General features: G+C 65.4%; 18 protein-coding genes. 5 read left to right on the top strand and 13 right to left on the bottom strand.

All coding sequences use genetic code 11. From position 1 onward, the window contains the following. Nucleotides 1-51 precede the first annotated feature (51 nt). The 4 genes from JKJ07_RS28050 to JKJ07_RS28035 all read right to left on the bottom strand — a co-directional run bounded on the left by JKJ07_RS28050 (nt 52) and on the right by JKJ07_RS28035 (nt 5,014). Complete coding sequence (locus JKJ07_RS28050; RefSeq protein WP_307834447.1) at nt 52-1,158, bottom strand: M24 family metallopeptidase; 1,107 nt, start codon at nt 1,156-1,158, stop codon at nt 52-54. Continuing rightward, nucleotides 1,082-2,473, bottom strand: a complete 1,392-nt coding sequence (locus JKJ07_RS28045; RefSeq protein WP_202994802.1) for an alpha-amylase family glycosyl hydrolase — start codon at nt 2,471-2,473, stop codon at nt 1,082-1,084. Before JKJ07_RS28045 ends, JKJ07_RS28050 begins: the two co-directional genes overlap by 77 nt. Further along, nucleotides 2,470-4,101, bottom strand: a complete 1,632-nt coding sequence (locus JKJ07_RS28040; protein WP_307834446.1) for a SulP family inorganic anion transporter — start codon at nt 4,099-4,101, stop codon at nt 2,470-2,472. The genes JKJ07_RS28045 and JKJ07_RS28040 overlap by 4 nt, the downstream gene beginning before the upstream one ends. A gap of 142 nt (nt 4,102-4,243) precedes the next feature. Continuing rightward, nucleotides 4,244-5,014, bottom strand: a complete 771-nt coding sequence (locus tag JKJ07_RS28035) for a phosphotransferase (protein WP_202994800.1) — start codon at nt 5,012-5,014, stop codon at nt 4,244-4,246. 690 nt (nt 5,015-5,704) lie between these two features. Here JKJ07_RS28035 and JKJ07_RS28030 point away from each other — a divergent pair. After that, the gene (locus JKJ07_RS28030; RefSeq protein WP_202994799.1) at nt 5,705-6,823 is read left to right on the top strand and encodes a helix-turn-helix domain-containing protein; all 1,119 of its coding nucleotides are present in this window, start codon (nt 5,705-5,707) and stop codon (nt 6,821-6,823) included. A gap of 12 nt (nt 6,824-6,835) precedes the next feature. Then, on the top strand, nt 6,836-7,396 hold the full coding sequence (locus tag JKJ07_RS28025; RefSeq protein ID WP_202994798.1) for an HD domain-containing protein: 561 nt from the start codon (nt 6,836-6,838) through the stop codon (nt 7,394-7,396). Nucleotides 7,397-7,426: 30 nt separating this feature from the next. Here the strand turns inward: JKJ07_RS28025 and JKJ07_RS28020 are convergent, their stop codons facing one another. The 5 genes from JKJ07_RS28020 to JKJ07_RS28000 are packed head-to-tail and all read right to left on the bottom strand — an operon-like array spanning nt 7,427 to nt 17,152. Then, complete coding sequence (locus tag JKJ07_RS28020; protein ID WP_307834445.1) at nt 7,427-8,968, bottom strand: serine/threonine-protein kinase; 1,542 nt, start codon at nt 8,966-8,968, stop codon at nt 7,427-7,429. 22 nt (nt 8,969-8,990) lie between these two features. Then, nucleotides 8,991-11,981 (bottom strand): type I restriction endonuclease subunit R, encoded by a 2,991-nt coding sequence (locus JKJ07_RS28015; RefSeq protein ID WP_307834444.1) that lies wholly within the window; start codon nt 11,979-11,981, stop codon nt 8,991-8,993. A gap of 46 nt (nt 11,982-12,027) precedes the next feature. Further along, nucleotides 12,028-13,284 carry a restriction endonuclease subunit S gene (locus JKJ07_RS28010; RefSeq protein WP_202994796.1) on the bottom strand — a complete coding sequence of 419 codons (1,257 nt, stop codon included), beginning with the start codon at nt 13,282-13,284 and terminating at the stop codon, nt 12,028-12,030. Beyond that, nucleotides 13,281-15,242: a type I restriction-modification system subunit M gene (locus tag JKJ07_RS28005; protein WP_202994795.1), complete on the bottom strand. Its 1,962-nt coding sequence runs from the start codon at nt 15,240-15,242 to the stop codon at nt 13,281-13,283. Before JKJ07_RS28005 ends, JKJ07_RS28010 begins: the two co-directional genes overlap by 4 nt. A gap of 14 nt (nt 15,243-15,256) precedes the next feature. Further along, on the bottom strand, nt 15,257-17,152 hold the full coding sequence (locus JKJ07_RS28000) for an N-6 DNA methylase (protein ID WP_307834443.1): 1,896 nt from the start codon (nt 17,150-17,152) through the stop codon (nt 15,257-15,259). 188 nt (nt 17,153-17,340) lie between these two features. Between JKJ07_RS28000 and JKJ07_RS27995 the strand changes: the two genes are divergently transcribed. Beyond that, a complete protein-coding gene (locus JKJ07_RS27995; protein ID WP_307834442.1) occupies nt 17,341-17,874 on the top strand; it encodes a DUF4352 domain-containing protein in 534 nt (177 codons plus the stop codon). Further along, nucleotides 17,871-18,278, top strand: coding sequence for a hypothetical protein (locus JKJ07_RS27990; protein ID WP_202994792.1), 408 nt, complete (start codon nt 17,871-17,873; stop codon nt 18,276-18,278). The genes JKJ07_RS27995 and JKJ07_RS27990 overlap by 4 nt, the downstream gene beginning before the upstream one ends. Here JKJ07_RS27990 and JKJ07_RS27985 read toward each other — a convergent pair. From JKJ07_RS27985 to JKJ07_RS27975, 3 genes are read right to left on the bottom strand one after another with little or no spacing between them, the layout of a single operon-like run. Further along, nucleotides 18,272-18,706, bottom strand: coding sequence for a hypothetical protein (locus tag JKJ07_RS27985; RefSeq protein ID WP_202994791.1), 435 nt, complete (start codon nt 18,704-18,706; stop codon nt 18,272-18,274). The genes JKJ07_RS27990 and JKJ07_RS27985 overlap by 7 nt on opposite strands. A gap of 41 nt (nt 18,707-18,747) precedes the next feature. Beyond that, nucleotides 18,748-19,620 carry a patatin-like phospholipase family protein gene (locus tag JKJ07_RS27980; protein WP_202994790.1) on the bottom strand — a complete coding sequence of 291 codons (873 nt, stop codon included), beginning with the start codon at nt 19,618-19,620 and terminating at the stop codon, nt 18,748-18,750. A 10-nt stretch (nt 19,621-19,630) separates the two neighbouring features. Continuing rightward, the gene (locus JKJ07_RS27975; protein ID WP_202994789.1) at nt 19,631-21,955 is read right to left on the bottom strand and encodes an ATP-dependent Clp protease ATP-binding subunit; all 2,325 of its coding nucleotides are present in this window, start codon (nt 21,953-21,955) and stop codon (nt 19,631-19,633) included. 202 nt (nt 21,956-22,157) lie between these two features. On the opposite strand from JKJ07_RS27975, the gene JKJ07_RS27970 reads away from it, so the two are divergent. After that, nucleotides 22,158-22,883: a hypothetical protein gene (locus JKJ07_RS27970; RefSeq protein WP_202994788.1), complete on the top strand. Its 726-nt coding sequence runs from the start codon at nt 22,158-22,160 to the stop codon at nt 22,881-22,883. Here the strand turns inward: JKJ07_RS27970 and JKJ07_RS27965 are convergent. Next, a complete protein-coding gene (locus JKJ07_RS27965; protein WP_202994787.1) occupies nt 22,862-24,085 on the bottom strand; it encodes a hypothetical protein in 1,224 nt (407 codons plus the stop codon). The genes JKJ07_RS27970 and JKJ07_RS27965 overlap by 22 nt on opposite strands. Nucleotides 24,086-24,195 lie beyond the last annotated feature (110 nt).

The raw sequence follows: 24,195 nt of genomic DNA, 5'->3' as shown, positions 1-24,195 counted from the left end.
TCGCGGTTCAGATCCCCCGAGTCTGCCCCCGATGGTCGCCGCGGAGGTAGGTCAAAAGACTGTGACGATCGTTCTTTCGGTGTTGTTCAGCCGCCGGCCGCCGTCGGGGGTCACGGTGACGATGTCCTCGATCCGCACCCCGAACCGGCCCGGCAGGTAGATTCCCGGCTCGATCGAGAAGCACATGCCGGGCACCAGGGGCCGCGTTTCCCCCCGTACGAGATAGGGCGGCTCGTGCGTCTCGAGGCCGATGCCGTGCCCGGTGCGGTGAATGAAGAACTCGCCATATCCCGCGTCCACGATGACCTGACGGGCCACCCGGTCGACCTCCTGACATTCCACCCCCGGCCGTACGGCTTCAAAGGCGGCCTGCTGCGCGAGGCGAACGAAGTCGTGGACTTCCTGTTCCTCGTCGCTCGGCGGTCCCACATGCACAGTGCGCGTGGTGTCGGATCCGTAGCCGTTCTTCAAGCCGCCGAAATCGAGCACGACCATGTCGCCGTTCTCGATGACGCGGTCGCCGGCCTCGTGATGCGGGTTCGCGCCGTTGGGCCCCGACGCGACGATCGTGAAATCGACCTGCTCGTGGCCGTGCTCCTGCAGAAGCCGGGCCAGGTCGGCGGCCACGTCTTTCTCGGCGCGCCCGCTGAAACGCAGCTCCTTGACGGCCTCGAACGTCTTGTCGGCGGCCGCACCGGCTGCGGCGAGCAATTCGACCTCATCGGCGTCTTTTACCGCGCGCAGCATGGGCAGCGCTTTGGTCATCGACGTATAGGTGAGCCCCGGCTTCTGCAGTTCCAGCAGATGCATCGCCCAGGCGGAATCCGAGATGGCATAGCGGCCCTGTTTGAGCCTTCGCGTGACCAGTTCGTACGGGTCGTCGCCGTCCTGCCAGGTCTCGGCGTCGATTCCCTCCGGTTTCTCCAGCCGCGGCACGATCAGATGCGGCGTTTCGCCGTGCCGCAGGATCAGCATCGTGAGGCGCTCGGTGACCGGTGGCCGCAGACCTGTGAAATAGGCGAGATCGGGGCCCGGCGTGATGAGCAGGCCGTCGAGATCCTTCGCTTGTTCCAGCGCCTTCTCAGCTCGCAAGGACATGGAACCCCCAGGGCGGCAGCTCGACGTAAAGACCCTCGGCGGCCAGTTCGGCGCCGTCACGGTCGAAGACCCGGCCGTCCAGCAGATCGGTCAGCCGCCGATCCTGCCCGTCCGAGAACCACGGCGCCCGTACGCGGGTTCGCGCGGTGCTGCCGGCGAAATTGATGACGACGAGGTGGCGGTCGTCGCCGTTCTGCCACGTCCAGGCGAGCACGTCGTGGGTGTCCAGCAAATGCCAGTCACCCGTGTTGATTCTCGTCTCCGCCAGCTTGCGGTAGAAGGCGCGCAGCTCCTCGTCGACCGGCTCGTCGGGATAGCGGCCGAGGAAGACCGGGAGTTTGACGCGGCGGCCCTCGAATTGGCCGTCGTGCCAGAGGGTGGCGCCGGGCAGAGTCGCAATGGCCACGGCGGCGGCTCGATTTCGAGGACCCAGCGCGGCGGCGGCGCGGGGCTCGTCGTGGTTCTCGGTGAAGCGGATCAGGCGGTCCTGATAGGCGCGGTCGGCTCTCAGGTGCGCGCGGACGGCATTCGCGTCCTCGTGGGCCAGCCGGTCGTAGAGGCGCTTGTCGTAGCAGAGGTGGAAGCCTTGCTGCTGCAGCGTCCACTCGGTGTCCCAATAGGCCTCGGCGATGAGCAGGAAATCGGCGGGCAAAGACTGGATGACTCCCGGCCAGAACTCCTGCGCCGGTTTCGGGCCCGCGTGCTCGCCCCACGTGCGGGCGAAGATGTCGTTGAACATCAGCATGGCCATGTCGACCCGGACGCCGTCACACTGCTCGGCGATGTTTTTCAGGGTTTCCACGGTGGCCTTGCGCAGGCCCGGGCTGAAGGCGTTGAGCTGGGCCACGTCGGGCCAGGGCGGAAAATAGGGGTCGCGGCCGTGGGCGATGATGCGGTCGCCGGCCTTGAACCAGTCGGTGGGGTTGTTCGCCAGGTCGTCCGGGGTGCCGTTGATGAACCAGTCGGGGTATTCGGTGATCGCCGGGTGGTCCGGGGCTACGTGGTTGGGGACGTAGTCGAGGATCAGCTTTTGGCCGCGCTTCTTGAGTTCCTCGCGAGCCTTCCTTAGTCCCTCTTGCCCGCCGAGGTGGTGATCGACTTCGTAGCGGCGGATGCAGTAGGGCGAGCCGACGACGTCTTCCTCGGACAAATCGGGCAAAGCATTTCGGAATTCTCTTTGCAGGCCCTCGTTGGCTTGGGCAATGGCGAGGCCGGCCGGGCTGCGTTCCCAGACGCCCATCAGCCAGACGGCATTGGTTGACGTTATGTCGTCCCAGACCTCACCGGGCACGTCCCCGAGCGTCACCGTCCGCCCGTACCGGCGGCTCAGGCCCTCGAGCCACGGCCAGGTGTCGATCTCGTAGACCGCCGTCATGCGTTGCTCCTTCGGAAGGCTGCCACTGCATCATCCAACGTCGGGTAGAAATGCGCCGGATCGATGGTGCGTGTCAGCCCGTACCGGTCGATTTTCTGCTTCACCGGGTTCTTCATCTCCGCGAACACGAGCGACATGCCCTTGGCGTTGAGCTCCTGATCGAGCTCCTCCAGCATGTCGGCCGCGGTGGTGTCGACGTCCGTGATCGGCTCGGCCGCCACGAGAATCCAGCGCGTCCCGTCGGTAGCCAGGTGCCGGATCTCCTCCCGGAACGTGCGCGCGTTGGCAAAAATAAGCGGCGCATCGAACCGGAAGATGACGAGCCCCGGTGTTCTGGCGGCCTCCGGATATTGCTGCAAGTCGTGATAGCCGTCCACGTTTTCGGGCTTGCCCAATTCCGTACGGTAGGGCCACCACGCGCGCCGGAACACGTTGAGCACGCTCAGCGCCACCGCCCAGGCAATGCCCGGCAACACCCCCAGCACCGCCACCCCGACAAACGCAGCCGCCGCCAACGCGAATTCGATCCGCCGCTGCCTCCACAACCGCACCATGCCCTTGACGTCGGCCAACCCGATAGACGCCGCAATGACAACGGCCGCCAACATCGGCTGCGGCATGTCCTTGAGCAGCCCCGGCACCAATACGAGCATGAGCGTGATGGCCGCCGCCCCGACCAGCCCCGTGACCTGGCTCTTAGCGCCCGCTGCGAACGCCACCGCCGTACGGGAACCGCTCGTGCTGACCGGGAACCCTTGAAACAACCCCGCCGCGAGGTTGGCCGCCCCGATCCCACCCATCTCCTGATTGCCGCGCACTTCCTGCCCCGTACGCCCCGCAAACGCCGACGCGGTCGAGATCGTGTCGGTAACCGAAACCAACGTGATCCCCACGGCCGCCGCCGCAAGCAGCCCGAACTCATGCAACGAGACAGTCGGAATCGTGAACGGCGGAAACCCCTGCGGCAGCGGCCCCACCACATCCACGTCGAGATCCATGAGGGTGACCGCCGCAATCGCCCCCACGACCGCCACCAAAATGGCCGGCACCCTGGGCAGCAGCTTCTGCAGCCCCAGAATGACGACGAGCCCCCCGACCCCGATCGCCAGCGCGGCCGGCACCGTTTCGTCGAGCCCGGTGACGAAGCCTTTGATGTCAGCCCAGAGGCCCTCCCCCTCGGTCGAGAACCCGAAGAGCTTGGGCAGCTGCCCGATCAAAATCGTGACCGCAAGCCCGTTCACGTACCCCAACTGAGTCGGATGCGACAACAAATCCGCCACAAACCCGAGCTTGGCCACAGCCGCGACGGTCATGAACAGCCCAACCAGCAGCGCCAGAACCGAAGCCAGCGCAACAGCCTTCCCCGGATCCCCACCCGCCAACACCATCGGCACGACAACAGCGGCAATCATTGGCCCCAACGCCGAGTCCGGGCCGAGCACAAGCACCCGTGATGGCCCGAACACGGCGTAGGCGAGCAGGCACAGAATCGACGTGTAGAGCCCGGTAATGGGCGGAAGCCCCGCTAACTCCGCGTAGGCCATCCCCTGCGGAACCAGAAGCGTGGTCAGCACAATCCCCGCGACAAGGTCCTTCGGGAACCACTTGGCCCGGTAGGTGGTGGCCACCTCAATCCCCGGAACCCAAGCCAAGCTGCGCATCCTTCTCCCCTCACCGCCGTGAGGACACCCTAGAAGGCACCGGCCGCCGACCCCCACACCGCCACTGCAGCTACGCCAGCTACTCCATGCCCCTGGCACTCATCTCCGGTCATGCCCTGAACTGCGCCCACCGGCTGGTCCAGATGGCAAGGTCATGTATCCATGACGGCGATGTCGCTTGGGCTTTGGCAGACCACTTCGCGGCGCTACTGGTCGCAAAATGGTCCATGGCGTCGGACCCGGCCGAGTCCCAGGCCGAGAATTGGGACAGCCAGTTCTCGGCCTGTTCTGGCGTGTGGCCACTGCCGATGAGCCAAGGTACGAGCATGGCGAGCTCGAGCCACGGTGCCGCCTTGGTCGTGAACGCCCAGTCGACGATGCGCAGGCCATCGCTGGTCACGATCAGGTTGGCCGGGTTTAGGTCGGTGTGGATGAGTGCCTCGCCGGCCATCGCGGGATGAGAGAAGCCGAGCCGCGCCGCTGGGTTGTACAGCGGTATGGCGGGTTCGGGGGCCACGCTGAGGTCTTTGATGGCGGTGGCGAGCAGATCGAGGTCGGGGCTCCCTGGTGACAGGTCGGCGTGGGGACCGTCGAGTTGCTCGAAGCCTGCCACCAGCCAGCCGCCGGTCTCGAAGTGCCACTGAACTGCGGGTGAGCAAGGCGGTTGGAGGGCCTCGCCCACCCGCAGCTCGTAGCGCAGTGACCGAACGCCCAGGTCGCTCTGAGCTGCTTTCACGAACACGGACCCAAGGGGTCCGCTGACCGTTGCGGCGATCTCCGCGTGGTCACCTGTCCCGGCGGGCACGACGTGTATCTCGCCGACCCGGTCGGTGATCCGTGTCGTGACGGCTTCGGGCAGAGCGGCCCAGTCACTGCGCATCGGTCAGGTGGCCTTTCAGACGCCGGGGTTCGGCGGGCAGCAAAATCCCGCCCCGCCGTCCCAGAATTCCATGTCGACGGTCTACTCGGCGAAGGGCGCGACAAGAAAGCGGGCATAGAGCTTCAGTTCCGAGGCACCACCGAAATCTACATTCGCATCCGCATAGAAGGACGCCAGATAGATCATTAGCGAGGTCCTGTCATCTCGGAACTCTGCTCTCAGGGCACGCGTCTTCCATTCGCACGGCCACGACCGGCCACAATCCCGACAGTCCCAACCGGGACGCTGTGGCAGGTGCATGAGCGACACATCAAGCACCTGGCACAGCCTCATTGCGTACGCGACGCGCATTGATCAATTCGGGATGGCTGGCTCCGGGGCGCCGCGTCGGCAGCCACAGACTTCGCGAAAATATCGCCACAGCGTGTTCGCGACGCCAGCACGGCCCAGGCGAACCGCAGGCCAAGCACCTGCCCGTGGCGCTCGACGTGACGTGCTGGTCGAGGGTTGCCTGCGCCCCGGCGAACAGATGCTCGGCCGAGACCGAGTAGTAGGTGCCCTCCGTCATTTGCGCTCCACCCTTTCCGGGGTCGACGGCGCTTACTGCATCGATCGCATGACGGTACGATTCGGGAAACAGACTAGGAACGGATCTGCAGTACCAGTAGAAGCGCCTCAGAGAGGGTATTCATGGCAGGCGGGTCAACAACCCTGACTGGCAGTCAGGGTTCACGCACCTCCGGCCTTATTGCCGGCGCTGTATTGCGGCTGGCCCGCCAATCAGCGGCGTTGACCCAGGAGAAATTCGCGGAGATTCTGCGCGTTGACATCACGACGGTCCAGGGATGGGAGTCCGGCCGTCGACCGCTGTCAGCCGTCAGCGCCGGCGAGTTCCTCCGCATCTGCAGGCGGTTGGCCCGATTGGGTGCCCCCGCGTCGACCGGCCGCCACCTCCGGGAGGCCATCGAGGCGGACCAGGTGCTCGCAACCGGCATAGCGGCCGGAGACCGCTGGGTGAGTCCAGACAGCCACCCCCTGGCAGCGAGTGTTCACCGCTGGACGATCACCAACCTCATTCTCTGGCCCATCCTCGGAAAGGCGCCCTCGCACCTGGGCGAGTTCGTACCGCGGGTTGCTCGACGAGGCCCGGCGTCAGCCCATCCGACCTTGAGCGCCGCGGAACGAACCCGCTTCCTCGATCACCTCTTGCTCATCGGCGACCGGGCTCGGCACGCCGACGAGGCCCTGCTCCGTCGCCAGGCGGTCTATTTGCTGGGCTTCGACGGCCGACCCGACTCCGTCGCCTGGCTGCGTGACGAATGGAACCGCGCCGGACGCACCCGCCCGCGCGAGAGCAGCATCACTGAACTTCTCGAGGCGCGATCCGCCTCGGTCGCCTTGGCTGTGGCCGGCGACGGCACCCACCTGCACGACTTCGTAGGCCACATGACGAGCGAGTCCGCCCAGATCGCCAACCTGAACTACTGGGCGTACTGGATCGGCGAACTCAGCGACGAGCAGATCAGCGACTCCTTCATGTTCAACACGGACACACGATCCTGGACCGGAGCTCGGCTGTTGGAACACCTGCTGCAGCGTCTCGACCCCGCTTCCCCTCACTTACCGTTGAACCTCGCGACCCTGCACACTTTGGTGGCTTCACGGCCTATCTTGCTCAACGGCCACCAGGCCAGCCGCACGGCGTTCACCGAGGTTCTCGATAGGCTCGCTTCCAGTGGCACTTTGGCCCGCACCGAACGCGACCAGCTCGCCGGGCTGCAGTACGCGGTGCGTATCGCCAACAGGTAGGGAGGACTCCACGTGTCAGAGGACGCAGAGGCGCTCGCCGGGTTCGGCTACGAGCTGGGCCTCCTCAAGCGAATCCGTCGCTCCGGCTGGTGGCACGTAGGAGTCCGCGACCCCGAATCAGTCGCCGAGCACACCATGCGCGCCGCCCAACTGGCCGCCCTCATCGCCGCGGAAGAGGGCGCCGATCCCGCTCGAGCCGCTTTCCTGGCTCTGTGGCACGACAGCCAGGAAACTCGAACGGGCGACCTCCCGCACACCGCCACCGCTTACCTGAAGAAACCGGATCCGCGCCAGATCACCGCCGATCAGACAACGCAACTCCCCGCCCGCTCCCGCGACCTGGTCCGCGCCGCCGTCGACGAGTACGAAGCCCGCGAGACTCTCGAGGCGCGGTGCGCGAAAGACGCCGACAAGCTGGAGATGCTCCTGCAGGCAGTCGAATACCGAGAGGCCGGCATCCAGCGAACCGAAGGCTGGATCGACTCCGCCACGAAGAACCTGCACACCGAAACCGCCCGGCGAGTCGCCGAGGCCGCCATCTCGCTGTCGCCTCTTTCCTGGCGGGAGCGCTGACGCAGGGCTTGTGGCCGCCACGGGCCGGCTTCAGCGGTCACCAGCGACGGCGATTTTTACAAGGTGGTCTCGCAGCGCCACGACGTCGCCGATCTCGGACGGCTCCGGGCCCGGGTTCTCGCGCATGTCGCCCAGCAGAGCGTCGAGAACCTTCAGCGCTTCTGGAAGGTTGCCCAGACCGCCCTGGATCAGGGCGACCTGCTGGCGCAGCGGGTAGCTCGCCGGTCCTGGCTCGTCGGCCGCGAGGCTCTGAAGAATCTGTAGAGCCTCGGTGGCCTCCCCCAGTTCAGCCTGACACGTTGCCACCTGGTGGCGGCATTCTCGAACGATCTCGTGGTCCGGGCCGTACCGGGCCGTCAGGTCGATGACGAGTTGTGCGAGCGTCGGCAACGCCATGCGGTAGTCACCCGCAAGCATGAGCATGCCCGCGTAGTCGAGGCGGGCTTCCAGGACCTCCGGCGACCGCTGCCCGTAAATGGGGGCGACGTAGCGGAGCATGGTTGCCAAAGCGTCTGCTGCTTGGACGAAGCGCTCGTCATCAGCCAGCGCCAGCGCCTGTTGGCGAACCTCGTTCAGTTCGTCGAGGCTCGGGATGCTCGAAGGACCGGCAGACGCGCTCTGCGGCCGGACGGCGGCTACCGTGTCCCGAGGTAGTGGACCGAATGGGAAGCGATGCGGTGACGTTGGATCCGCTAGCTCGGAGGAGGGCGCCTCGTCGATTGCCGGCGCCTCGGCTGTCGCCCACGGCAGAAGCTTAGAGTAAACGGCCGTAGCGGACTCGGGCCGATGTTGAGGATCCTTCGCCAACAAGGCAATGATCAACTCGTTCAACTCGGGTGGGACATCGCCACGGAAGTCTGCCGGATGCGGGACGGGCGCCTCGAGATGCTGATGCATCATGCCGAGCGCACTTTCGGCCTCGTACGGCGGGTGGCCGACGAGCAACTCGAACAACACGCAGCCCAGCGCGTAGAGGTCGGCGCGCGGGCCGACCGACGACATACCAAGAGCCTGTTCCGGCGCCATGTAAGTCGGCGTCCCGATCGTCTCGCCAGTGATGGTGAGCCGTGGCAGGTCGGCATCAAGGACAGCTGCGACACCGAAATCGAGCACCTTCACCAAGCCGGTCGGCCCGAGGATCAGATTGCTCGGCTTCAGATCGCGGTGCACCAGAGAAGCCGCGTGAGCGGCGGCGAGCACAGAACAGATCTGTGCGCCGATCGCGGCAACCCACGGCACCGGCATCGGTACGGCCTCGTCGATGAGGTAGCTGAAAAGCGTGCCAGGAACCAACTGCATGACGATGAAGAGGTCGTCATCCATCACACCGGTGTCGTGCACCATGGGCACGCCAGGGTGATCGAGGCGAGCGGTGATTCGAGCTTCGCGTCGGAAGCGGTCGGCCACCGCGTGCCGGTCGGCGTCGTTGGTCAGGCCGGGCTTGAGAAACTTGACCGCGACGGGACGATCGAGCCGCTCGTCGTAGCCGGCCCAGACCTGTCCCATGCCGCCGCTGCCGATCGGCTGTGTCAGCTCGTACCGATCGGCGATCCGCGAACCCGCCTGAAGCACTTCTCCCCCGCACCTAGTGACGTCAGGTCAAGCCGTGCTTGCGGCGGATCAACTTGTACGCCTGGCTGCGGCCCAACTGGTTCATGCGCTGACGCAACATGTCGTCGTCCAGATAACGCTGCATCAGTTTGCCGTTGTCGTCGTGACGGTTCAAGATGACCGACTCGATTCGCCGGTCGAACACCACGCCGAAGTTGCCCTCGTCGTTGACGAGCGCGGCCGCCTCCATGGTGGGGTCCTCGGCCATCGCCATGATCTGCTGCTCGTACCAGACCTTGTCGGCGTCGCCGAGGCCCAGGCCGAAGCGGTCGTTGAGCTCCTCGATCAGTTCGGACAGCGCGACCTTGTCGGGATCGTTCTGCGGGCCGGCGCCGCCGCCGGTGAAGCCGGGCAGCATCTGCTCGCCGTCGGCCTCCAGTGAGGCGTCGTGCTCGCCGGTCTGGCTGACTCGCAGGTGGGTGAGCTGCACCTCGCCGATGTCGACAGACGCTTCCTGCCGCTTGGGCAGTCGGTTGAGCAGCGCCCGGCCGTAGAGGTAGAGCCGTTCGAGATGCTCGTCGTGGTAGGGCACGACCTGGCTGAGGAAGGCGTACATGCGTGTGTAGTCGCGTAGCGCCGCCCGGAAAGCGTCGGCCTCCTCCGGATCATCGGCGGCCAGTGCCACGTATCGGTCCCGGGCCGGGTCGGTGAAGCGATAGAGCGCGGCGTGCGCCTTCTGCAGCGCGGCGTCGGTCTTCGCCTTGCCTTCGGCGGCGAGCAGAGCTTCCACGTACGCCTGCATCTCGGACTCGACCAGCAAGGCGTAGGAAACGACCGAGTTCTCCGCCGTATAGAGCAGATTGGGGTCGGTCGGGACGGTGGCGGCGGTCTCGAAGTACGGCTTGAACTGGTCGGTGATGTCGGCGGCCTCGTTGACGAAGTCCAGCACAAAGACGTCACCCTGCACCTTGAGCGGGTGCGTCCGGTTGAGCCGCGACAGGGTTTGCACCGCGGCCACGCCCTTGAGCGGCTTGTCGACGTACATGGTCGTCAGCAGCGGCTGGTCGAATCCGGTCTGATACTTCTCCGCCACCACGAGGATTTTGAACTCGACCGGCTGCTTGGCCTTGGGCGTGCCGGCGTGCTTGTCATCAGCGGCCGTGTAGGCGAATCTCTCCGGCAGCTCGCTCTCTCCGAAGCCGTTCAGCCGTGCCTCGGTCACCTCAATGCCGTCGAGGTTGAGGTCGCCCGAGAACGCGACCAGAGCCTCACACCCCGAGTAGCCGTTGGTCTCGATGTACTTCTTGATGGCGGTGTAGAGCTTCGCCGCCGCCTCCCGGGAGCCCGTGACCACCATCGCCTTGGCCCGGCCACCGATCCGAGGCGCGGTGTGCTTCCGGAAATGCTCGACGATGATCTCGGCTTTCTGCGCCATCATCGTCGGGTGCAGCACCGCGAAGCGGGCCAGTTGCGACGCCGCCTTCTTCGGGTCGACCTCAGGATCGTCCGGGTTCTGGTTGGCCAGCTTCCAGTACGACTGGTAGGTCACGTACTGCCGCAGCACGTCGAGGATGAAGCCCTCCTCGATCGCCTGACGCATCGAGTAGGTGTGGAACGGGTGCATGTTGCCGTCGTCGCCGAGCGTGCCGAACAGCTCCAGCGTCTTGGGCTTCGGCGTGGCAGTGAAGGCGAAGTACGACAGCGTCTCGTGCCGGCCGCGCGCCAACGCCGAGGCGGTGAGAAGGTCGCCTTCTTCGTCGATGTCGTCGCTGCCCTTGCGCAGCAGCACCTTCTTGAGCGAGGCGGCATTATCGCCGGACTGCGACGAGTGAGCCTCGTCCACGATGACCGCGAACCGCTTACCCCGCAGCCCGTCGACCTTCTCGAGAATGAAGCCAAACTTCTGCATCGTGCTGATGATGACCTTGGCCGTCTCGCCGGTCAGCGCCTTGGCCAACTGGTTCGAGTCCTTGTCGATGCGCTGCACGACACCCGGCACGTGCTCGAACTGGAATACCGTGTCCTGCAGCTGCCGGTCCAGCACCACCCGGTCGGTAATGATGATGACCTTGTCGAAGACCGGCTCGTTGGCCTTGAGGTTCTTCTCCGGGATCGCCTGCGCGGTATGCAAGCTGGAGAGCCTGTGCGCCAACCAAGCAATGGTGTTCGACTTACCCGAGCCGGCCGAGTGCATGACCAGGTAGTTGTCGCCCGACCCATTCGCGGCGGCATGCGCCGTCAACGAGGTCACCGCGTGCCACTGGTGGTAGCGCGGGAAAATGAGTGCCCGCGATTCCTTCTCGGTGTGCAGGAACCGCCGCAGGAGATCCATCCAGGTGTCCGGGTGCCAGATCTGCTCCCAGAGATATGCGGACCGATAGCCCTCAGCCGGCGGGTTGCCCGCTCCACCCGACGCACCCGGCCCCTCGGAGCCGATGTTGAACGGCAAGAACCGAGTCTTGTCCCCCGCAAGCTTCGTGGTGACAAAGACCAGATCAGGATCAACAGCGAAGTGCACGAGCGTACGCCGCGAGAACAGCAACTCTTTCGGGTCGCGGTCGTGCCGGTACTGCTTCTTGGCATCCTCCACGGTCTGGTTGGTCAACGGGTTCTTGAGCTCCGCCGTCGCCAGAGGAATGCCGTTCACAAAGAGGACGAGATCGAGGCTCTTCTGGTCGTGCTCGGAGTAGCGCAGCTGGCGAGTCACGCTGAGCCGGTTCGCCCGGTAGAGCTTCAGCGCGTCATCAGTGATCGAGTGAGCCGGCTTGAAGTAGGCCAGCCGAAATAGAATCCCCTTGTCCCTGACCCCCCAACGAAGTACATCCAGTGGTCCACGCTCGTCGAGCTGCCTAGCCAGGTAATCTTTGAAGTGCAGTTGCGTCGCCTCCACGTTGTTCCCATGGTAAGTGACAAGCTTCAACCAGGCATCATTTTGAGTAGCGCCAATGAACGCAAGCACTTCCGAAGCGTCCAGTCCGAGGGGCCGCTCGTAAGTGCTCGAGGATCCCCGCAACCACCCGGCATGGAGCAACACCCTTTCAATTGAGTCCTCGAATCGAGCCTCTCCTCGAACATTCACGTCAATCACTCCCCCGCGCAGTGGTAACATCGATCTGCCCGGAAACAGCCATTGTAATCAACGCTTGGCGCCGCTCCTCGAGGAGTCGAAGCTGCCGGTCAAGACCCGCGAGAATCTGCTCATGCAGAGAAATCTCACGGTCGGCAACTGCCGACGACCGCTTCTGATCCTTAAAGCTCTCGGGCATCGGAATGAGGACTCTTTTAAGATCCCAAATATTGATACCTTTGATGGTGGCCCCAGTTACACGGCTTTGAATATCCGCCGCAACCGAGGGAGTCCTCAGGACAAGCTCCAACCAACGCCGGTCGACGCCCCTCCCAATGGAAATACGCGCGGCGTCCTGCGTCAGATTAGCTCCGGTCAATTCATCAGGCACGACCTCAACCTCGCCCACACTGCCACGAATCGCGATAACCAGGTCGCCGCCTTTCAAACGCGATCTCCGATAGCCGCTTTCAATTTCACGTGTCGTTTTGCAGAGCGCGTCTACGCGCAGACGCCGCCCAGCGACGTCGCCACCCTTCACGATAGGTACGCCATCGTCCACGTTCGGACCGGGTAGGACGATGCCGTACATGATAGGTCGAGCTTGGTCGGTCAGACGGGCCAACGGAACCCATTTTCGTCTGTTCAACCCCTCGCTCGAGCCGCACGAGTCAGCGATAAGGCTCGCTTCGAGCACTGAGCCCTCGCGCTCCTCAACGAGTGCGCGGAGCTTGACGAAAGCCTCACGCTGTTTACCCATTCGCGAACATTCGCCGTCAAGAAAATCGGCAATCCGCCGCTGCTCCTCGATCGGAGGATTCCATACCTGAAGGTCTCGAACTTGCGACTCGCTGACAAACGGGAGCGGCCCACCTCCGACCAGTTGTCCGAGGTCTACTACGGAAAGAAGGTAGAGCCAATACCGCGAATCGCCGACGTTTGGCACTACTGCCATCATGTTATTGTCGATAAGACATTCACGCTGAACCAGCGATCGGGCATTGCCGAGTAGCGCCGCCCCAACCTTTGGGAAGACAATAGATCCTATCGGCACAACACGAGCACCTAGCACCTTTGCCTCAAGGCGAGAAACAAAGTTCTGAGCCGTAATGAGACCATTCCCATTTGCTGGCATCTTGAGATCTGACACTTTCGCAAAGGGGAATTCGCCGTCAGGGTTACCCTGATAAGCATGCGGAAATCCAGATCCGCCGATCGTCTTAGCAAGGCGGCCAAGACGTTGCGTAGTCCACGCTGAGGAAGATCTCACTGAGTCACCTTCCCGAGAAGATTCTGAATGTGGATCTCCAAGGCCTTGACCTCAGCATCAATTTCAGCGAGAGGACGCGGCGAACTACGGACGAAGAAGTGTCGCGTAAATGGGATTTCGTAGCCGATTTTAGTCTTAGATGAATCGACCCACGCATCTGGAGAGTGCAGGAGGATTTCTCGCTTCACGTAATCATCGATGACCTCATCGAGCGGAACATTTTCACTATCCCTCAGCTCGACGTCGGGCAGCGGGTTTCCCTTGCGGTCACTCTGCACCTCACCGTTCTGATCGCTGACTGAAAACGACTCCCATACGGCTTTTTCGATGGCCGCCGGCAACTTGCCAAGCCCGGCTAGCTTCATGGCAAACTCAGAGCGGCTGTTCGCGAGCGTGCCGATCATGGACTTCGCTGCGGTCAGCAACGCCTCACGGTCGACGTACTTAGATACAGCTTTGGCGTCGGCGAGCAGGGCGACTGTCTCCTCCGTAATCTCGAAACGCAGTCGCAAAGGCCGCTCAACAGTGATGCGCTGGTAGCCGAAGTCGGCGGTCTGGAAAACCTTTACCTGGCTGTGCTGCTCGTGGGAGGGGTCGTCGGCGATGGCTAACGCATCTACGTAAGCCTTCGTGAGTGCGGCGATGTGGTCACCATTGAGCATCTTCCGCTTGTCGCCAAGGCTCTTGCGCATTTTGACCCAGTAGTCCCTACCATCAAGCAGTACCACCTTCTTCTCCCGAGCGGAGGACTTGCGGTTGCTGAGAATCCAGAAGTAGGTGGAAATGCCAGTATTGTAAAAAAGCTGGTCCGGTAAAGCCACGATGCCTTCGAGGAGGTCTCTGTCTAGAATCCATCGTCGGATTTCCGATTCTCCGGAGCCTGCCGCACCTGTAAACAGCGGCGATCCGTTGAAAACGATGGCGAGGCGGCTGCCACCGTCCTCGGGACGCTTCATCTTCGAGATCATGTGCTGGAGGAACAGCAGTGAACCGTCATTGATGCGGGGCAAGCCGAACCCGAAACGGCCTGCGTGGCCGCGTGCTGCCTCGTCCTTGACGAATTTCTCGACTTTCTTCCACTCCACGCCGAATGGTGGGTTGGCCAGCATGTAGTCGAACTTTTCGCCCTCGTGGCCGTCCTGGCTGAACGAGTTACCGTAGACGATCTTGTTGGGGTCGCCGCCCTTCATCATCATGTCGGAGCGGCAGATCGCGTACGTCTCGCCGTTGAGTTCCTGGCCGTAGACCTCGACCGTGGCGTGCGGGTTGTGTGCCTCAATGTGGTCCTGGGCCTCGCTCAGCATGCCGCCCGTGCCGCACGCGGGGTCGTAGATCTTGCGGACGATGCCCGGCGTCACCAGGTCGTCCTCGTCAGGCGCCAGTAGCAAGTTGACCATCAGCTTGATGACCTCGCGCGGGGTGAAGTGCTCGCCGGCGGTCTCGTTGCTGATTTCGGAGAACTTCCGGACGAGTTCCTCGAAGAGGTAGCCCATCTGGTGGTTGCTGACAGCCTCGGGCCGCAGGTCGATCTCGACGAACTTGCTGACCACCTGATACAGCAGGCCCGCTTCATCCAGCCGCGTGATCTGAGCGTCGAAACCGTACTTCTCGAGCACGTCGACGGCGCCCGGCGAGAAGCCACCGATGTAGGACCGCAGGTTTGTGGCCACGTTGTCCTGGTCGGCGGTCAGCGCGCGGAAGGTCAGCGGGCTGATGTTGTAGAAGCCGAGGCCAGCCACCTTACGGAGCACAGGGTCCACATTCTTGACGCCGGCCGCGGACAACGACTCGTACCGCGAAAGCACTTCGTCCTTGGTCGGTTCGAGAACCCAGTCGAGGCGGCGCAGCACGGTCAGCGGCAGGACCACCCGGCCGTATTCGGACTGCTTGTAATCGCCGCGCAGAAGGTCGGCGACTGACCAGATGAAGTTCGCCAGTTTCTGGTGATCAGTACTCACCCGTGGGTCCTTCCTCAGTTCTTCTCAGTGGGACGAAGCTTGCCAAATGCCAGGCCCTCGACGGTCAGCCGAGTCATCTCGGCCGAAAGGTCCGTCACCTGCCTGGCCATTCGGTTCAACTGGTGGAGTTGCTCGAAGGCCTCGGCGTGTCGGCGCTGCTCATCAAGCGGGATTCGGGGTACCTGTGTCTTGCGGACGTCGAGCCGTAGGGTGCCGGAGAGGCTGCTTGCGTGGCGCTCGTTCGACACGGTTCGTAGGTGGGCGGCGAGAAACCAGGAGTTGAGCACCTCCGGGTTGGGGCGCAGGACGTACAGGTTGCGGCCCAGCACGGCCCGACCGGGATCGGTGATCACCGCTGCGGCCAGATGGCGGGCGACTACCGGAACGACAACGTCACCCTCCTGCAGCGGGATCCGCTGGTTGAGTCGTTCCTCAGATCCGGACGCGGGTTGATCGCGGAGAACGTCCTCGGCCGTGAGTACTGGTGCTTCGGCTGCTACATCGCCGTCTCCGCGGAGAGGACCGAGGATTTCCAACGCGCCTGTGCGCGCCAGGTCGGCGACGGTGATCGTCGGCAGGGGCGCGGCGTCAGAGACCACGGCAGGGAGCGTAGGCACGCTCTTTCCCAGTTCGCGGGTTTTCGCCTCGAGCAGTTTCCGGACGGTCAGAAGTTCCTGGCCGAAGTCGACGTTTTGCTGGTCGGCCGGTGTGTGACGGGCCGGGGACAAGTCGACCTCGTCGTCGAGCAGGTCGATGGCCGGCACCACATAGGCGAAGGACGGCTCAATCGACTCTCCGCTCTCCACGAAGCGGCCGACCGCGGCCCTGATTCGATCGAGGGCGTTCATGAACTCGGCCGGGTCGTCGGTGGTGAGTGTCCGGCCGTCGGCGAGCAGGACCGTCGGCGCGGGCAGTCCCGGGGGTCGCTGGAGAACCCACAGGTGCAGGGCTACGGCGTACGAGGGAATGACGCTCTGGGGTAGGGAAACGACCGCGCGCAGAGCGCCCTTGCGCAACAGCTCGGTGCGGATGCGGCGGCCGGCGCGGCGAGCGGCCGCGGACGGCGGCATGATCAGGACGGCCCAGCCACCGGGCTTGAGATGGGCGTAGGCGTGTTGCACCCAGGCGAGTTCGGGCTCCGTGCGGGGTGGGACACCGAACTCCCACCGCTGGTCGTAGCCGAGGGCTTCCTGCCCCCAGTTCGTCTGCCCGAACGGTAGGTGGCCGAGGACAGCATCGACAGGGACGCCGGGGAAGGCGTCCGCGCGTAGCGAGTCGCCGCCACGGATCTCACCGGGCACCTTTTCGAGTGTCAACCAGGCCGTGGCCAGTCGCACGGTCAGCTCGTCGACGTCCTGGCCGTACACGGTGGCTGCTCGGGCGTCGGCGGCGGCGCGCAGCAGCTGACCGTTGCCGCAGGCTGGGTCGAGGACAGCGCCCCCGCTCACCTGGGCGAGGTCGGCCATCAGCGCCGCCAGCAGCTCGGGTGTGCCGGTCGCCCGCCGGGCGGGAGTGTCGGCGAACATCCACCAGAGCTCGCGCATCATCACCTCGGCGTTGTCCGGCCGGGGCCGGGCGGCGAGGGTTTCGAGTTCGGCGCGCAGCTTGTCGTCGCGGAGCGGTCGCACTCCGCTCAGATGCTCAGCCACCTGCGTGATGGCCTCCGCCGGGTCCGGGACGGCCGCGAGCATGTCATGCCAGAACCGCTGCTCGCCCGGCATGGCGATGGCCTTGCCGTTGTCCGTCATCCACCGTTCGACCTCGTCCAGGTCGAACAGCGGGCTGGCCGCGGTGCCGGCCACCGGGGCGGGGAACGACTCGTAGCGCTTGCGCCAGTTGCTCACTGCGGCCCGGCCGACACCCACAAGGCGGGCGAGGTCGGCGGCGGTGACTCTCGTCTGTCGTGTCACGCCAGCAGTGTACACATCCGCTCGGCACATTGTTTGTTGACAGCGTTCACGGACGATGCTTTAATTGACGGCGTCGCACAGACACATCCCTCCCCTTCTGGAGTACTCCCATGACTTATCCGTTCGTTCCGCCGACCCCTGCCTCGGCCAAGCGGCGCAAATGGCCCTGGATTGCTGGAGGTGCCGGCGTGTTTGTGCTGCTCCTGTGCGGGATCGGGGCGATCAGCGCGGCCGGTGGCGGTGATGGGTCCGACCCGGTCGTGCCTGAAGAGCCGGCCGCTGCGGTTGCCACTTCCCCGAAGAAGGCCGCCCCCAAGAGGGCAACGCCGGGGATCGGGGCGCCGGTCAAGGACGGGGACTTTCAGTTCACGGTCACCGGCATGAAGTGTGGGGTGGCCAAGGTCGGCAACCAGTACTTCGGGGAAAAGGCGCAGGGGCAGTTCTGCCTGGTCAGCGTTCAGGTGAAGAACGTCGGGGACGAGGCGCAGACGCTGATCGACTCGGTGCAGAAGGCCTTTGACGCGAAGGGCACCGAATACTCAGTCGATTCGGGGGCGGCCATCTATGCCAACGAGGAGCAGCAAGTGTTCTTCGAGGACGTCAACCCGGGCAACACCGTACGGGGGAAGCTTGTTTTTGATGTTCCGAAGGGCACCAAGCTGACCACCCTCGAGCTGCACGACTCGATGTTTTCCGGTGGTGTGAAGGTGGCCCTCAAGTGAGCTTCGAGCCCAGTCAGATGAGTCGGCGCGAGCCGGGGTTGCACGTCATGGCCGAGTGGACGCTGGATGGCGAGGGCCCGCAGCGCCTGGTGATCGAGGCGCCGCGGGTTACGCGGGAGACGTTGCGGCGGGCGGCGCGGCATCTCGGGGACATGTCGGACGAGTACGCCGGGGGCACGCTTGCGGTCGGGGCCTGGCAAGTGATGGTCATGCGGTACACGGAGGATCAGCTGCAGGCCCTGCCGAGCGGTGGCGACGCGTACCACCGGGGGCTGCTGGACATCCGCGATGACCTTGCGGCCCGGGGCATCGAGGAGGCGGACAAGCTGTTGGCCGGCGCGATGCGCGTACCGGTGGAGACGCTCGAGGCTTGTCTACGGGTGGCGCGACAACGGCTTCAGTGAGTGCCGCCGGCCTGGAACGTCATTGCCGCGCCGGAACCGCTCACTGTTACGCGGTTGTCGGCGATGAGCAGCTTGCGGATTGTCGGCCAGGCGCGGCGGTAGTCCTCGTCGGTGATGCCCAAGGCGGTGACGGTGACCTTCAGGTCCTTGCCTGTCATGGGCGCTGCGGCTTCCTTGAGGGCCAGCATGACGAACTCGCCCGGGTCGGCCTCGAAACCTTTTCGCAGGGCCTCGGGGTCGACCAGCGACTGGAATTTCAGGGACCCTCGGGGGCACAGCCACTCGTAGTCGCCGAGTTTGACCTCCTCGTCGCCGCCGTTGTCCCACTTGACCTGGTAGAGGTCACCGTCTTGGGAGACAACTGTTCCCACTCGGATGACTCCGTTTGCCGTATAGGGCAGTCGAACGACAGCCTGCTCAAGGTTCACGGCTGTCATTTTACTGGGCTGTCGAGCCGGGTGCCGTTGCTTCAGTAGCCGGCGGCGTCGAGGGCCTTGTTCGTGAGGTCGCGGCCGAGGGTGATCAGGTCGGGGGCGCGGTGGAAGTCCATGATGCCGCTGGCGCTGACCGGGACCGTGATGTGGATGTCGGGTGGCAGGCCGGCCATGCGGTAGCGGGCGATCAGGTCTTGCATGGCATCCAAAGACAGGCCGAGCACGTCTCCGATCTTGAGGTCGTCGGGGACGGGTGAGGCGGGGGTGGCCTGGGCGCTTCTGCTGCTGAACACCTGGCGCAGGCGTGCCCATGAGGGGGCCGCGGCCGCGCGTACGGGGCTGGCGGGCTCCTGCGCCGGCCGCGGCGCCTGCAACGAGACGGCGACGGTGAGGTCGGCGCCGGAGGCTGCGGTGGGTTCGATCGGGACGGGGTTGAGCAGGCCGCCGTCGGCCAGCAGGCGGCCGTTGACCACGACCGGGGTGATCACGCCGGGGATGGCGATGGAGGCGCGGATCGCCGAGCGGAGCTGGCCCTTCTGGAACCAGACCTCGCGGCGGTTGGTGAGGTCGGTGGCGACGGCGGTGTACGGGATCGGCAGATTTTCGATCTCGACGTCGGTCAGGAAGTCGTTGAGGTGGTTGATCAGACGGTCGGCGCCCATCGCGCCGGCGGCGGACCATTTGGGGTCGATCAGGCGGAGGACGTCGGGGCGTTTGAGGGCGACGGCCCAGTCGGTGAACGGCTTGAGGCGGCCGGCGGCGAAGATGCCGCCGACCAGGGCGCCCATCGAGGTGCCGGCGACCGCGCAGATCTCGAAGCCGCGCTCCTCCAGCACCTCGATCACGCCGATGTGCGCGTATCCCCTGGCGCCTCCCGACCCCAGAGCAAGCGCGACCCGTTGCGACATGCCCCCGATGCTAATCGGCGGCCGGTTGGTGTTCGGCGAACCGTAACCCTTCGTCGTCGGCGTCGATTACTACGTGTTGGCCGGGGCGGAGCTCGTTGAACAGGATCTTTTCGGCCAGGGCGTCCTCGACCTCGCGCTGGATCGTGCGGCGCAGGGGGCGGGCGCCCATGGCGGGGTCGAATCCCTTGGCGGCCAGATAGGCGCGGGCCTTTTCCGTGAGCTCGAGGGCGATGTCCTTGTTGCGGAGCTGGGTTTCGATGCGGGTCATCATGATGTCGACGATCTGCAGCACGTCGTCGTGGCCGAGCGGCGGGAAGACGATCGTGTCGTCGATGCGGTTGAGGAACTCGGGGCGGAAATGCTGTTTGAGGGCCTCCCGCACCTGTCCGGCGGGGGCGTCCGCGGTCGCGCCGAAACCGAGCGGTACGCCGGAGAACGAGCGCGAGCCCAGGTTGGTCGTCATGATGATGACGGTGTTCTTGAAGTCGACGATGCGGCCCTGGCCGTCGGTCAGGCGGCCGTCCTCGAGGATCTGCAGCAGGGTGTTGAACACGTCGGGGTGCGCCTTCTCGATCTCGTCGAACAGCACGACCGAGAACGGCTTGCGGCGCACCTTTTCGGTCAGTTGCCCGCCCTCGTCGTAGCCGACGTATCCGGGTGGGGCGCCGACGAGCCGCGACACCGTCGAGTGGTCGTGGAATTCCGACATGTTGAATTGCAGCAGCGCGTCGTCCGAGCCGAACAGGAATGCGGCCAGCGCGCGGGCCAGCGAGGTCTTTCCGACGCCGGACGGTCCGGCGAAGATGAACGAGCCCGAGGGCCGCCGAGGATCCTTCAACCCGGCCCGCGTACGCCGGATCGCGCGCGACACCGCGGCCACGGCCTCATGCTGGCCCACGACTTTGCGGTGCAGTTCGTCCTCCATGTGCAGCAGCCGGACGGTTTCCTCCTCGGTCAGTTTGTAGACCGGGATTCCCGTCCAACTCGCCAGCACCTCGGCGATCTGCTCGTGGTCGACCTCGACCAGTTTCTCGGCCACGGCCCTCTTCTCGTCGTCGCGGATGCGGGCCGCGCGCTCGAAATCCTGGGCGTCGATCGCCGCTTCCTTCTCGCGCCGCAAACGAGTCAGGGCGGCGTTGCGGCCGGGTTCGGTCAGTTCCTGAATGCGGGCCCGGGCGCCGGCCTCGTCGATGAGGTCGATCGCCTTGTCGGGCAGGAAACGGTCGGCGACATAGCGGTCGGCCAACGTCACCGCCGCGGTCAGGGCGGCATCGGTGAAGGTGACCCGGTGATGGGCCTCGTACTTGTCGCGCAGGCCCTTCAAAATCTCGATCGATTGGGCGTACGTGGGCTCGTCGACCTGCACAGATTGGAAGCGCCGGGCCAGCGCCTTGTCCTTCTCGAAGTGCTTGCGGTATTCGGTCGTGGTGGTGGCCCCGATCGTCTGCAGTTCGCCCCGGGCCAGCATCGGCTTGAGGATGCTGGCCGCGTCGATCGCGCCCTCGGCCGCGCCGGCGCCCACGATCGTGTGGATCTCGTCGATGAACAGGATGATGTCGCCCCTGGTCCGGCACTCCTTGACGACCTTTTTGAGGCGCTCCTCGAAATCGCCGCGATAGCGCGAGCCGGCCACCAGCGAGCTCATGTCGAGGGTGTAGACCTGCTTGTCGCGCAGGTTGTCGGGGACGTCGCCGCGCACGATCCGCTGGCTCAAGCCGTCGACGACCGACGTTTTACCGACTCCCGGCTCGCCCAGCAGGACGGGGTTGTTCTTCGTGCGGCACGACAGCACGACCAGGACGCGTTCGATTTCCGGGTCGCGGCCGATGACGGGGTCGAGTTTGCCGTCGCGGGCCATCTCGGTGAGGTTCACGCCGAACTGCTCGAGAACCGTGGACGCGGTTGTGATGGCCGCCTCCGGGACCTGCTCGGGGGCCCCTCGGAGCATGGTGAGCACGACGTCTCGTACGGCTGCGGGGTTTGCTTTTATCAGACCTTCGTCCTCGCGGACCAGTCCCAGCAGGATGTGCTCGGTGCCGATGTAGTTGTGGCCGAGCTGCAGGGCCTCGCGCAGCGACAGTTCGAGCACCTTTTTGGCCCGTGGGGTGAACGGCATGTGGGTGCCGGGCGGGGAATCGCCCTCGGGCAGTTGCGCGCGAACGCTTTCCGCGGTCACTCCCAATTGGTGCAGGGCCTGACCGGCGGTGCCGTCGCCCTCGGCGATCAGGCCGAGCAGGAGATGTTCGGTGCCGATGCAGTTGTGATTGAGCATGCGGGCTTCTTCTTGCGCCAGCACGACGACTCGGCGGGCCCGGTCGGTGAACCGTTCGAACACGACACTCACGTCCTCGCGGCGAGGCCCCACGCACCTCACCCAGTCAGACGCGTGCGTCATCGCGGTCGGGTGAAATGCGCTGAGTCCTAGCCTCTTGGCGTGAACACGCGACCCGCGTGGGGGGCCTCGTTACGCTCGTGCAGGCGCGCTGCCCCCTCAACATACAACGGTCGTCCTACGATGGCCCGAAGGGAGGACAGCGATGACCGATACGAAGCGACGCCATCCCGTGCCCGACCGAGCCCGCCGCCGCGCCATTCGTGCGCTGGCCGCCCAGCTCGGAGTGGCTTATTCGGTCGCGGCCCGGCTGCTGGCCAATGAACATCGTCAATTGCTGTTCGCGCAGCGCGAACAGCGCACCTTCCACGCCCGGGTCCGCGACACCCGCGAGGCGGTCGACCTGCCGCTGGGCCGGGCCGCCCATCTTGCGGCGCGTTATCCCCGTTTGCGCACCCCGGTCGGCGTCCTTTACGACGGGCCGGGTCGTCAGACGATCCTGGGCATGCTTTACGCGACGCTGCTGGACGAATCCCCGCATTTGCGGCCGGCCGCCGAGGAACTGTCGTGGGTGGCCGAACTGGGCGAGGAGGCGGCCGTCGACATCACGTGCGTATCCCTCGATCGGGCGGCCCGCCTGCTGCTCGACGACGATTCGTGGCACTTGTGGACGCGTATCGAAGCGGCCCTCACCGCGGGTGAGATGGGCGCCGACCGCCGCGTACGGGACGTAGCGATCACGCTGGGGCGGGAACTACGCACCGTGAGCCTGCGCGGCTCGCTGCCCGGCGCAAAGCAGACCCTGGACGCGCTGCTGGTCGAGCCGTACCAGGGTCATGCCCCGGGCACACGACTGCGCTCGGCCACGGTGGTCGGCGTGCGGTGGGAGGAGACCGGGCCGCCCGCCGGCTACTCGACGACGACCGCCTGAGTGTCCATGTCGCGGGGAATGCTCCCCAGGTCCGGGTGGGGCTTGCCGGTGGCATAGGCCAGGGAGCGGGCGGTCAGGTCCGGGCCGAGGCCGGAGCATTCGGCGATCCACGTGACCCAATCGGGCAGCAGCTCGAGCACCTCGGCGGCGAAGTCCGGGCCGAACTCGTCGTGGGCGGCGAGCGCCACATAGGCCACCCGGTGGGGTGAGCAGGTGCGGAACAGCGACGGGGTGATGCCGCCCCACAGCTCGGCCAGCGCCTCGGCCAGCTCAGTGACGTCCCGCTCGCCGTATCGGGCCGCGAACTCCGACGGCTCGGGGTTCGCCGGGCGGTCCACGACGGCCGGGACCTTGCGGGCCGGGTCGAGCAGTTCCTCGGCCAGCCTGCGGCAGCGGTAGTACTCGGCGAACTGGTCGGCGGTCTCCCCGCCGAGCGCCATGTGGCCCTCCTCCCGGGGCAGGATGTCGTTGAGCAGGAGCGCGTCGTCGATGTCGGTCCACCGGGCGTCACCGGCGGCCACGCTGCCGACACCGGACTGCCAGGCGGCGAGGGCCTCCTCCGGCGAGCCGAAGAAGCCGCTGAACACCGTGACCGGTACGAACGTGCAGGCGTCGACGTCCCACAGATACCAGCGGGGCGGGCTGCCGGGCGTCTCGAAGGGGGCGGTCACGGCAAAACGGCTGCCGTAACGATCCCGGGTCCACTGCGCCTGGCCGGCCAGGGACAAAGGCTCAGGGGCGGACCGGCGTTCGGGGTCGGCGAGCAGGTTCTCGACGTCCGGAAGCTGGTCGTCGGCAGCCTCGAGAAGCTCGCCCGGCAGGATCTGCACCGATGCGTCGAGCACCCGCCAGGCCGCCGCGTCCGCGTCGCCGGATCGGAGTGGGCCGGCGGCCGCGTCCACAAGCGCTACGGCGAAATCGGAGGCCCGAAAGAACTGATCGAGCGGACGGCCCTCCCCCTCGCTCAGAATCGCACCGAGCCGCTTGCACAGCTCGTCCTGCAGCGCCGAGCCGTGGCTGGTCTCAGCAACCGTCGTCAGTTCGGCCACCAGCGCAGACGCCGAGGGAGCGGCCAGCCGGATTCGCCGGAGCCGGTTGACCTCGGCCGTGGTGATCCCGGCGTCCAGTTCCTTCGCCCGCTTGATCGCGTAAGCACGCTGTTTGACGCTCTTCTTCGACTTGCGCTTCTTGGAGACAGGCACGGGACGAGCCTAGGTGCTACCGGTTGGTCCGGCCGTCACGCCTCCGAGTGTTTACGGAGCGCTGCGGACAGGGCCGCATTGCCCGGCATCGGTATGGTCGGGAGCCGTCG

It is taken from the genome of Paractinoplanes lichenicola (assembly GCF_016785085.1).
Lineage (GTDB): Bacteria > Actinomycetota > Actinomycetes > Mycobacteriales > Micromonosporaceae > Actinoplanes > Actinoplanes lichenicola.
The sequence above is the reverse complement of the archived record's forward strand: the minus strand, read 5'-3'. Positions and strand labels throughout refer to the sequence as shown.

Coding starts and splice junctions, on each gene's coding strand:
- JKJ07_RS28045 (WP_202994802.1), bottom strand. CDS start 2,473: ATGACGGCGGTCTACGAGATCGACACCTGGCCGTGGCTCGAGGGCCTG.
- JKJ07_RS28035 (WP_202994800.1), bottom strand. CDS start 5,014: ATGCGCAGTGACTGGGCCGCTCTGCCCGAAGCCGTCACGACACGGATC.
- JKJ07_RS28030 (WP_202994799.1), top strand. CDS start 5,705: ATGGCAGGCGGGTCAACAACCCTGACTGGCAGTCAGGGTTCACGCACC.
- JKJ07_RS27980 (WP_202994790.1), bottom strand. CDS start 19,620: ATGTCGCAACGGGTCGCGCTTGCTCTGGGGTCGGGAGGCGCCAGGGGA.
- JKJ07_RS27970 (WP_202994788.1), top strand. CDS start 22,158: ATGACCGATACGAAGCGACGCCATCCCGTGCCCGACCGAGCCCGCCGC.